Origin of the sequence: Staphylococcus sp. GDX8P80P, from assembly GCF_017893095.1 — a bacterium.
GTDB classification, from domain to species: Bacteria; Bacillota; Bacilli; order Staphylococcales; family Staphylococcaceae; genus Staphylococcus; species Staphylococcus borealis.
In genome coordinates this window covers 1-12,437 of the sequence record NZ_JAESMI010000123.1, presented here as the reverse complement: position 1 = coordinate 12,437, position 12,437 = coordinate 1, and the positions used below count along the sequence as shown (strand labels likewise).

The window sequence follows — 12,437 nt, the reverse complement described above, 5'->3', positions numbered from 1 at the left end:
ATAGGTGCTGTTGGCGCAGTCGTGTCAGTCGCTTTTTTCGGTTGAGACGTAGAACTATTTGGATGTTCTGCATTATCAGTCGCTTTAGCACGTACATTACCTTCAGGGATAGGCACCGTTGGTGTAATCGTAACTCGACCAGTACTATCCGTCGTACCTGAACCGATAATATTGCCATCTTTATCAAGTAAATCAACATGTGTATTTGGATCTGTTGTCACCGTAATTGGTGTTTGAGTCGTCGCTTTACCAGTTAAATCATTTGTCACAACTGGTTCCGTCGGAGGTGTAGTATCTGTTGCTTTCTTAGGTGCAGAAGTTGAGACATTTGGATGTTCCGCATTATCATAAGCTTTCGCAGTTACATTACCTTCCGGTATAGGTTGGGTTGGCGTAATGATGACATGACCATTAGCACCTGTCGTACCTGTTCCAATTACATGATTATCTTTATCTAATAACTCAATACGAGTATTCGGATCAGAAGACACATCAACAGGTGTTCGAGTAGTCGCCTTACCAGTTAAGTCAGTATTAACGATTGGGTTACCTGGAGGTGTTGTGTCAGTCGCTTTTTTCGGTTGTGACGTAGAACTATTTGGATGTTCTGCATTATCAGTCGCTTTAGCACGTACATTACCTTCAGGGATAGGCACCGTTGGTGTAATTGTAACTCGACCAGTACTATCTGTCGTACCCGAACCAATCACGTTGTTATCTTTATCAAGTAAATCAACATGAGTATTTGGATCCGTTGTAACCGTAATTGGTGTTTGAGTTGTTGCTTTACCAGTTAAATCATTTGTCACAACTGGTTCCGTCGGAGGTGTAGTATCTGTTGCTTTTCTAGGTGCAGACGTTGAAACATTGTTAGCTGGGTCATAAGCTTTCGCAATCACATTACCTTCAACAATAGGAGTTGTAGGAGTAATGGTTACATGACCATTTCCGTCAGTTGTGCCAGTACCTATAATATGACCATTTTTATCGATTAAATCTACTCTCGTATTCGGATCCGTTGTAACGGTAATTGACGTTAAAGTTGTTGCTTTTCCTGTTAAATCTGTATCTACAGTTGGAACTGTAGGTGGAATTGTATCCGTAACAGGTACATGATCTGAATCGATTGAGTTTGGTGTTTCTGCTCCATCAGTAGCACGTGCATAAATTTTACCTAAAGGTAGTGGCTCTCTTGGCGTAATTATACCGTGACCGTCCATTCCAGTAAGAACTACACCATAACTTTTACCATTTTCATCAAAGATCTCTACTCTAGTCAATACATCCGTAGAAACATCAATAGGCGTTCTTGTACCTACTTTATTAACTAAATTTGTATTAATTACTGGTTTTCTAGGTGGTGTTGTATCAGTAACGTGTCTTGGATCAGATGTTGCATTATTAGTTGCATCTGTTTGATCATATGCCTTCGCAGTAATATTACCTTCGAAAAGATAGTGATCTGGTGTGATACTAACGTGTCCATTAGAACCAGTTATTCCACGACCGATGACATTATTATTTTTATCTAATAGTTCTACTCGCGTATTTGGAGTAGATGTAATATCGATAACTGGTGTAGAGAAAGCTTTACCCGCAACATTTGTATTAATTACTGGTTTCATTACAGGAATAAGCGTTGTCGCTTGAACAGGTATTGAAACCGAACTATTTGGATGTAAAGCATTATCAGTTGCTTTCGCAGTAACATTACCTTCTGGAATAACACGATCTGGAGTAATTACTACGTGACCACTACTATCTGTTGTACCAGCACCAAAAATACGGCCATTTTTATCTATTAATGCAACATGCGTATTTGGATCAGTAGAAACATCAATCGGTGTTAATGTACCAGCTTTGTAAACTAGTCGTGTGTTAATTACAGGTGTTGTAGGTGGTGTTGTGTCAGTTGCAAATTTAGGATCAGATGTTGAAACTTTTGATTCGTCACTGTGATTATATGCTTTTGCAGTGACATTACCTTCAGGAATAGGACCAGTTGGTGTTATGTAAGCATGTCCATTAGAACCTGTTGTACCTGTACCAATTTTGTTACCATTTTTATCAAATATTTCGACTTTAGTATTTGGATCAGTAGATACATCAATAACTGTTGTCGTTGTTGCTTTACCTACTAAATCAGAGTTAATTGCTGGTTTCACTGGTGGTTGGTTCTCGATAGATGGCAGTGCACTATCTTCAGGTAATATACGACCTGATAAAACTGTATAAGCAGATTTACTTACACCACCCATAGCAGCTGTATTAGCATATGACCAAGCATTTTCTAGCTCAGCATTTGTTACGTTATCTCTTAATTTAACTTCAAGATGCATGTGATACGCACGATTTGCACCTTCTGGATGGTTAGGATCTACTTGAATACCAATACCATAGTTCCATCCACTGAAAATGCCTCGTTGATCTTCAACTGCTCTTCTTAAATCTGGGTTATTTCTATTTGAGTGGAAATATTCGTTTGCATCATAATTAAAACTTCTACCTGGACGAACACCGAAACTAAGATAAAATGTTGTATGACCGAAATCATGTTGATTACTATTTAACATATTAATCGTTTGCGTACTATTATCTGGATCGATAATAAAATCGCTAGGAGATTCACTTAATATACTGTTACTACCACTTCTTCTTTCATATGCAGTATATGATAAATCTCTAACTGAATCACTAGCAAACGAACCATCTGAGTTCAATTTCATTACTTTATAAGGTAATAGTAAAGCCATACCTAAACGTTGTTGTGATCCGGGTGATATAAAATTAGCACCGTCATTATTGAAGAATACATCATAAACTAAGTATTTTGAATTACCTTCATGTTTATAATAAGCACGCATAACGGTCTTTCTAGATGTAATATTTTCAACACCGTTTTTTTGTTGACCAGTACCAAGTGCTCTTCCATCTGGTAATGAAGCATAGTTACGTTGGTATACAATGACGTTTCTTCCAGCATTCCAACGGCCATTCAATGTAGTAAATCTAAAGTTCGTACCTTTGTCGATTCGTTGGCCGTTTCTTGGATCACGTTTACCTGATTGAGATCGAGTAATTACATTGGCTAATGAATTTCGTGTTTGTTCTAATCTTGTAACTAAGTCTAAAAGTGATTGTTGTGATACATCGCTAGATTGAATAATATGATGACTTTCAACTATTAACTTTTTAGCTTCTTCAATGTGAGGATTTGAAGGTTCTAAAGTTTCAACTTCTGGCAATTTACTTTGAATTTCATTTGTCAGGTTAGTCAATTTAGATATGTTTTTACTATCACTCTTCTGTACGTTATCCACCTTAGATTCTTGAAGCATGTCCGGATTGTCTGCTAATTGTTTAGATGTTGTTGAGTTAGAGTATTCAACTGATTGTCTACTTTGATTCGATGATTCTTTCTCAAAGTTTAATGAAGATTTTTTCTCCAGCTCTTTATTTTTTTCATCTTTATCGACTGTCGGAGATTCCTTTATCTTTTCTTTAATTGGTGAAGATGTCGAATTAGTAATTTCTTTTTTGCTTGTTTGAGTTTCTAAAGTATTTTTTTCTGTCGTTATCTTGTCATCTTGTTTTGACTGCTTATTGATTTCTGCAGCTTGATCAGAAGTTTGATCATTTTGAATTGTTATTGCATCATTTTGAGAACTATTTATGTCTCGGGTTGCTTGTGTATCAGTATTCGTCTTAGCTTTTTCTACGGTAGCATTAGCATTCTCACTTGCATGCGCTTGATCCGTATGCGTCCCTAGAAATACGAGCGTGGCTATTAAAGTTGAGAATGTTCCCACTGCATACTTTCGGATACTGAATTTCTGCAATTTATCTCGATGATTCATTGATGCGCGTCTCTCCTATTCTATGTTGTATATTCTTGATGTTGATGTTATGAGCATGATTGAAAAGTAATTCCGATAACACATAGCTCAATATCAAAAAGGTTGATAATTAAGTTACCGTTATTATTGTCAAAATTTTAAGTGTCACTTTAACACAAAAAAATTACTCGACAAAAGTTTTACAACTCCTCTCGGGTATTAAATTTCAATTATCATTATGAAATGAACAATTCAATTGTTGTTCTCTTTAATTGTAGCACTAATTCAATTCACTGTGAATTAGAATTTTTATCAATAAAATAAATTAATTTATGAATTGAGCGGCATTTAAAATTAATAAAAAATAAAGAGTGGGACAGAATACTTTTTAAATTCGTCATCCACTCCTATCTTGCTTTGTTTATAAAATGTCTTAGTAAAATGCGCTTTGCTGGGACCCCGACTCCCAACTTGCTTTGCTAGTAGAATTTCTTAGTGAAATTCTCTTTGTTGGGCCCCGCCCACAAGGATGCCTAGAGCTGAGAAAAGTTCGATTTAAGCGCCTTCTCAGTTCAGTCAGCTACTGCAGATTTCCAAAATACATCATTAATTTATATATGTTCCAGACTCATTGCGTCCGTTATAACTTCGATGAAATATATTTACCTGATACATATAGTTCATGTTCATTACAAATTGAAAGTATGTGATTAATTGAATGTGCGTAAGCCATATCTTCATATATTTCTATACTATTAAGTGGTACTTCAGTATATATTTCGGCTAGGCGTTTGGATAAAGTTAAGTTATCTTTATCACTTTCAATTTTCTTACGTTGTGCAGGTGTTAATTTATCAATATTAGAAAGCACATTTTCGACACTTCCATAGGTTTGAATTAATTTGAGAGCTGTTTTCTCGCCTATCCCTTTTACACCGGGATATCCGTCTGCACTATCACCCATAAATGCTTTAATATCAATCAGTTGTTGCGGATTTAACTGATATTCATCATTGAAACGTGTTAAGGTATAGCGATTATATATGTTAAATCCTTTTTTAATTAGCCATACTTCTACTTTTTCATTGATGCATTGTAAGATGTCTTTGTCCCCAGTGATGATGTGAACTTCATTATTTTTTGAAAAAGATTTTGCAAGCGTACCTATAACATCATCAGCTTCATAATTTTTCATACCTACATTAATGAAACCAAATTGATCTGAAATGTCTTTGACATAATCAAATTGAGGTATGAGTTCTTCTGGAGGCGCTGGACGGTTTTGCTTATAAGCGCTATACATCTCATTTCTAAATGTTGATTGTCCCATATCCCAGCAAACTGCAACATGGCTAGGTTTAATCTCATTAATTGCTGTAAAAATATGTCTGACAAATCCTTGGATACCATTGGTTGGTACCCCTTTTGAATTATACATAAATTGTTTGTGTAAACTAGTTGCATAGAAATGTCTAAAAAGTAAAGCCATTCCATCCACTAATAGGACACGATTTTCCATAGATTGTGCCTTCTTTCTATTTTAATAGTGCATTTAATTTTTGATGCGCTGTTTGTAATTGTTCAATTAAAGTGTTGTCCAAATTAAATGATACTAATTCATCAATTTGACTTTGAATCGCACCTTCAAGTTGCGCAAATTTATCTTCTGCCTCCTCATTCATTGAGGCAACAAATTGAATTAATGCTTGTCTGAATTCACTCATTTGATTTTGTAATAATTCAAGTGTGCTTATACTAATTTGTTCTTGCAATGCTCTTTGAGTATTAGGATTAAGAATTCTTCGTTTAGTTAATTGTTTAGGTAATGAAGCAAGCATATCGTTTAAATCTATACGTAAAAATGCTTTCTCAGTAAATTCAGGCGTGACATTAAACTCAGGATTAATAAACACATGCAATTGGTTTAATTTCTGTAGTATTGGTGCGACTTGATCGCTAAGTTGATGATTATAATATTTTTTTATACGCTCAACTAATAGACTTTGTTCTAAATACAGGCGTTGGTGAATTTGGTCTAAAAATGTTTTAGAAGAAATTTTCTTTTCATCATTAAAATCACTATTTTGAGTCATTTGACTATTATAAACACGTTTAACATCATCTAATAATTGTAACTTTAATCTTCCATTTAAATGATAAATCTGATCTTCAACCTCATTATTAGTATGTTGTTCCGTAGTCATTAACAATTGATTTGATAATCTTTGCTTATTTTGATAGTGCTTTAATTGCTGTTGACGTTGCTCAATATGAGATTGGTTTGTTTGATAGTCATAAATCATTTCTTCAAAAGAAAGATTGATTTGTTCAAGCTGCTTAACCATTTGTTGTTCTAATATACGATTTGAATCTATTTCTACAAATTGATCAATACTTTGTCGCAATTGATCAATGCCTTCATCGCTTTGTTTCAGTGCTTGTCTACTTGAAACGCCAAAGATATCCGATTTTAGGTTGACTTGAGTGAGCGCATCTTTAACATAATGTTTCACAGCGTTTAAATCATCAGAGCTTTCTGCTAAGTCTACCGCATTGATGATCATTTTAAATGCTTGATTTTCATTAAGTTGATTCATTTCTTTCATATGTTCAATAAAATGTTTATCGTTATCTGTAAAGGAATGATTAAAATAACTCACATATAAAATTAAGTCAGATGAAGTTAAAATTTGTTCAGTTTCATTTGTATGTCGTTGATTATTAGAATGTAGACCTAGAGAATCAACAATGATTTTACCTTTAAGCCATTCTATCGGTAAATTGATATGGACAGTCTTAACAAATGTAGCGAATTCATCTTCGGCACTCCATTTCTTAATTTCTTCTCGAGAAATCACATGTTTAGCACCTTCTGCTAACATATCTTTATACATCGAATAATGTTTGTGAACTGCGCTTACAAAGGCAAGTTGGTTCTTTTCTAATTTACACTTTAAACGTTGAATATCAGAATGTATAAATGAGTCAAGTGTGTCAAAAGAAACATCGTGATATTCAATTAGTTGATTAAGTTCGTTTAATAGTTGTTCTTCAGTTTTAAGTGTAATCTGACTATTCTCTCCATATGATAATTCAGTCGTCGCTGCTGTAGTTGGATTTGGTGAACTTACTAAATATTGTCCACCTAATAAAGCGTTAATTAAACTACTTTTACCTGCACTGAATGTGCCAAATACACCAATTTTAACTAACTTATTGTCTAATCGCTCTAATGTATCTTTAATATCTTTTTTCGTTCTTTCAAATAAAGGTACAGGATTAATAATATCCAATGCTGCTTGAATATTAACTTCATTAATGTGATTAACATTCGAATGATGATTTGATGCGTCCTCATCGTTTGTGATAACCTGTTCGGTATCCTCGAGAACATAATTTGCCTCAGTTCTACCTATTAATTTATCTAAAGAATCTTCCATATGGATATAATAATGTAAATAATTCTTAGTAGTTAGAGATGATTTTAAATTTTGTAACTCTAGATAATGCTCGTAGATTTGTAAGTCATCAGTCGTCTCCTCAGTTAAATCTTGCGCTTGTGTATACTTAATTGCTTTATCAAACAATGGATTAGATTGTTTTTCTACATCATTTCTGATTGCTTTTAGCACGTCATCACTAAAAGTAAGTACATACGTATTACTTATACTCGTTTGAGGTTGATATAAATTTGAAATTAAACTTGAATCAATATCATAATGCTGATTTAGAATGTCATGATTCACCTCGGAGTTATTAATAAAGCGAGTTAAGAACGACATATCCTCTCTTAGAGGTTGTCGAATTTGTTGATTCATCTTATCTTGTAATTTAGTTACAACATTTTGTAGGCGCGCTTCTTGTTCTTCTTGCTTTTTCTTCTTTTTGTTTAAGAAGCCTCCAACTTTAAAATCATCACTCATACTTTCAAGGTATTGTCTAATTTCTTCACGCATGTCATGCGTCATTATATATGCATTATCTAATACATCTTTACGCTTTTGTTTTAAAAAGCTTAATAATTGATCAGGATTATTCAATAGTCTAGCTTCTTCGCTAACAGCTTGATTTTGTTGAAACTTGGCATAGGCTTGTTCAAATTCATCTTCATTAATGTTAAGTTGTTCCAATATATCTTGTAGCTCATTTTGAATATATCCTAATTGTGCTTCTGTAATGAATTTTACTGTACGATTGACATAATCTTCAATAGCTTCTCTGTTATTATCTTTCTCTACTAAATACTGAGAGAGGCGTGATAGTTCATTTTCAGGGTGATCGAATTTAGACACATAAAAGATATCTGTTAGATTAATCTCCCAATCCTCAATTGACTTATTGACTCTCTCTTTAAAAGTTTCAAATGTAATTTCATCATCATTATGTTTATCAATTTGATTAATGATAAAGATGACAGGAATCCCAACATCATTCATTCGTTTAATAAATTGAAAATTTAACGCTGATTGTACATGATTATAATCTACTGTATAGAATAGAATATTACTTGTGTACATGAATTGTTCAGTAGTGGATTGATGTGTAGCAACGTTTGAATCTACGCCAGGTGTATCTTGCAAAGTAAAGCCATTTTTAAATTTTGTAGATGGAAAATTTATCTCAATAGATTCTACATCTACATTTAAACGGTTCATTTTTTTAACTTCATCATAAGTTTTTAATTTAGAATATTGTCGATTTTCTAAATTAGCTATAATACCTTGCTTATCTGAAACAGATACAATTGCAGTATTACTTGTTGTTGGTACTGGTGAACTTGGAAGAATATCTTGTTCTAATAATAAGTTGATTAAAGTTGATTTACCTGCTGAAAAGTGCCCTACAAACGAAGCAGTGTATTGATTTAAATATACTTTTTTAATGACTTGATTAATGGTATGTACTAAAGTTGAGTTTTTAGATTTTTCAACTTCTTTTTTTAATTTATATAAAATATCCAGTTGTTCATTATTAGCCATGCTAAGTCCCCTTTATTTCAAACATTCTAATAAAAAAAGTAAGAGCCTGAGACATACTAAATGTAACAGGCTATTTTAAAAGTGGTAGTATTCTATAGAATTGAATGAACGGCATTACAATATCAATTCTGACAAGCTACCTATTTATTAAATTTTATCACAACACTAGTTTGAAACAAATATAAAGAATTGTTAATTAAACCAAGCAGGTTTATCTCCATCAGTGTTTGGTTTATTAACACCAATATTTTCTTTTGAGTACAGTTCTGGGTTTTTAGCAATGCGGACAGCTAAACTTGCAACACTTCGACGTGAAACTTCTGTTCCTTTAAATTGAGCGTCTTTTGAAGTAACTTCGTAATCTGTTTCATTCTTAAATGTAAGCCAAGCAGGACGTATAATTGTATAATCTAGTGTTGACGCTTCAATAATGTCTGCTGCTTTACGATATTTAGTTAATTTTTCTCCAAATTGAGATTTATTAAAAGTATTAAATTTAGGCGGTAATTCATCATAAATCCCAGGGGCAGCTACAAAGATTAGACGTTTTACATCTTTTTTAGACATTGCATCTACAATCGCTTGCGCTTCAACATCTAATGAACCAGATAGGCTCGCAAAGACAACATCAACTTTATCTAATGCTGGTTCTAAATCTTCCGCATTTTTTGCATCGCCTTCATATACTGTCACTCGATTTGATACATAATCTGGAATTCGATGTGCATTTCTTAAAAATAAATCAACATTAAAATTTGAATCCTCTAAAAATATTTTAGTAGCCTCGATAGAGACCTTACCGTTTGCGCCAATAATTAAAACTGTTTGCATATGATTTCTCTCCTAACTATGATGTTTAAAATATATGTAGTTGTATCTAAATTTAACACTCTTACTATCACTTTACATCAGTAATAATAAGAGCGCTAATGAATTGATTAAATTAATTAAATATTATTAGATACATCAAGAAAAATTTACAAATTTAATAAAAATTATATAGTAGTTGGTTTTTTACCCCAATATTGATAATACGTACATTCAATATAGCCATTGAATAATTTTCTTCTCTTAGTCGCTTTTCGATTAACTAAGAATTCGAATTCTTTGTTGCTAGTAAGAATGTAGGTTGATAGATGTGCATGTTGATTCATCAACTTACCAATGTAGCGATACATTTCTTCAACTTCTTCTCTATCCCCAATACGTTCGCCATACGGAGGGTTCCCAACTAAAGCAACAGGGTTATCCGTATCAATCGTTAATGTATTAACATCTTTCACACTAAATTGAATAATATCTGCTAAGCCGACTTCTTCAGCATTACGTTTAGCAATTTCAACCATTTCAGGATCTATATCGGATGCAAATACTTGAATATCTTTATCATAATCTGCTTGCTGATCAGCTTCGTCTCTCATTTCATCATATATATTAGGTGGCATAATATTCCATTCTTCAGAAACGAAATCACGATTGAATCCAGGTGCGATATTTTGCGCAATTAAACAGGCTTCTATCGCAATAGTACCTGAACCACAGAATGGATCAATGAAAGGTGTATCTCCTTTCCAATTTGCTAATCGAACTAAACTTGCAGCTAATGTTTCTTTAATAGGTGCTTCCCCTTGAGCAATTCGGTAGCCACGTCGATTCAAACCAGAGCCTGATGTATCAATAGTTAGTAAGACGTTTTCTTTTAAAATAGCTACTTCAACAGGATATTTCGCGCCACTTTCGTTTAACCAACCTTTTTCATCGTATGCTCTCTTTAAGCGTTCCACAATTGCTTTTTTTGTGATTGCTTGGCAGTCTGGCACGCTATAAAGTGTGGATTTAACACTTCTACCTTGAACAGGAAATTGACCTTCTTTATCAATAATGTCTTCCCAAGGTAATGATTTCGTCTTCTCAAAAAGTTCATCAAATGTTTTGGCATTGAAGCGGCCCACTACGATTTTAATACGATCAGCTGTACGCAACCATAAATTACATTTTACAATCGCTTTAGCATCACCTTCGAAAAAGATGCGCCCATTTTCAACTTGTGTTTCATATCCGAGTTCTTGAATTTCTTTGGCAACAACAGCCTCTAATCCCATAGGACAAACTGCTAATAATTGGAACATGACGTGATCTCCTTTTTTATAATTACATTTATATGTTAACAAATATTTAAAATATTATGTATGATTAGAAAAAAATAAAAGCTCTCCAATCAATGGGAGAGCTAAACTAGTTCATGATATTTCTGTAAGCCATGTTCTGTACCGTTGTACTCATATCGTACACTAGTTGTACTGGTACGTCGGTGGTAACCATCTGTCTACATATCTTTATATTTCGAATAAAGACGTCTCGTTTATACGTTGAATTCCGCTAAACAAGTGCTCCTACCAAATTTGGATTGCTCACTCGAGGGGTTTACCGCGTTCCACCCTTCTTATTTCTAAGAAGGCTACGTCACTGTGGCACTTTCAAACTACTTTAACCGTATCATTAGACTTAGGTTATTTCGTTGCCGTCAAATTAATGCCTTGATTTATTGTTTCATCAAGCACGAACACTACAATCATCTCAGATTGTGTGAGCATGGACTTTCCTCTATATTGCTATAGCGATTACCCAAAATATCACTTTTGCGATTATATCATAATTATCTATACTATTACAGATATTTTTGTAGATTTACTATTGTTTAGTGAAAATGATGCTACACAATAGTTATCTATAATTACATTCATTAAATCTAAAGACGCTTACATTACTTTCCAAATACAGCTTTTTCTAAGTTAGAAATTCGTTTTAAAATATCAACATTATTGTTTGATGAATTAGCGTTGTTTGAAGAAAATGATTTATTGTCAGAAGGTCTTGATGTTGCCACTCTTAGTCTTAATTCTTCAACTTCTTTTTTTAGTTTGTTATTTTCTTCAGACAATTTTACAACTTCATTATTCATATCAGCCATTTTTTGATAGTCTGTAATGATATCATCTAGGAAAGCATCTACTTCCTCGCGACGATAACCACGGGCCATAGTTTTTTCGAAATCTTTTTCATAGATATCTTTTGCTGAAAGCTTTAAAGAAACATCTGCCATTTTTTCCACCTCATTCGAAACTTTGATCTTGCTCCCACTGCATGTCATTTATAAAATCAGTGAGTTCATCAAATGTCACAATATCACAAGTATAGTTTGTTTTATCTATAAAATCAACTAACATCCTTTTAAAGAATTTCGGGCTTCCTTCTTGCTCATCATCATATATAAGTAAAGACATATCAGAGTGTGCTAGCATAAATTGATCTGTTTGTTTGAACTGATACGGCCCCTCATATTCTGAATGATGAACACTTTCCATAAAATCAGCTTCTTGCGCAATCTTATTATACTTCATTTGATTTTGTTCATTCCACTTCGACGTATGTCCGTAAAATGGTGTTATAATGCCTAATTTCAATTCTGGATAATCAGAACGTAAATCGATAACAACCTCAGCCGTCCATAATTCAATGCCAAGTTGACCTTGTATGAGGACCCATTCAAGGCCTTCATCAATATATTGTAGTAATTTGCGCTTGAGAAATGCTTTTAAATAATGGTTCTACGCAAACATCG

Annotated in this window: 6 protein-coding genes, 1 other RNA gene and 1 pseudogene; all 8 read right to left on the bottom strand. The window is 33.5% G+C overall.

The window, feature by feature from the left end:
- Positions 1–3,857: YSIRK-type signal peptide-containing protein (locus tag KA858_RS10475; protein ID WP_210135650.1), on the bottom strand; the 3,857-nt coding region annotated here is incomplete at its 3' end.
- A 619-nt stretch (positions 3,858–4,476) separates the two neighbouring features.
- Positions 4,477–5,355: a 5'-3' exonuclease gene (locus tag KA858_RS10470; RefSeq protein ID WP_210135649.1), complete on the bottom strand. Its 879-nt coding sequence runs from the start codon at positions 5,353–5,355 to the stop codon at positions 4,477–4,479.
- A 16-nt stretch (positions 5,356–5,371) separates the two neighbouring features.
- Positions 5,372–8,815: a dynamin family protein gene (locus KA858_RS10465; RefSeq protein WP_210135648.1), complete on the bottom strand. Its 3,444-nt coding sequence runs from the start codon at positions 8,813–8,815 to the stop codon at positions 5,372–5,374.
- Positions 8,816–9,007: 192 nt separating this feature from the next.
- Complete coding sequence (locus KA858_RS10460; protein ID WP_210135647.1) at positions 9,008–9,646, bottom strand: SDR family oxidoreductase; 639 nt, start codon at positions 9,644–9,646, stop codon at positions 9,008–9,010.
- Between the two features lie 164 nt (positions 9,647–9,810).
- Positions 9,811–10,944 (bottom strand): THUMP domain-containing class I SAM-dependent RNA methyltransferase, encoded by a 1,134-nt coding sequence (locus KA858_RS10455; RefSeq protein ID WP_210135646.1) that lies wholly within the window; start codon positions 10,942–10,944, stop codon positions 9,811–9,813.
- 120 nt (positions 10,945–11,064) lie between these two features.
- Positions 11,065–11,448: RNase P RNA component class B (rnpB, locus tag KA858_RS10450), an RNA gene on the bottom strand.
- Between the two features lie 131 nt (positions 11,449–11,579).
- Positions 11,580–11,918 (bottom strand): cell division regulator GpsB, encoded by a 339-nt coding sequence (gene gpsB / locus KA858_RS10445; protein WP_053029416.1) that lies wholly within the window; start codon positions 11,916–11,918, stop codon positions 11,580–11,582.
- A 10-nt stretch (positions 11,919–11,928) separates the two neighbouring features.
- Positions 11,929–12,417 (bottom strand): annotated as a pseudogene (locus KA858_RS10440) (SLOG family protein); the annotation flags it as partial.
- Positions 12,418–12,437 lie beyond the last annotated feature (20 nt).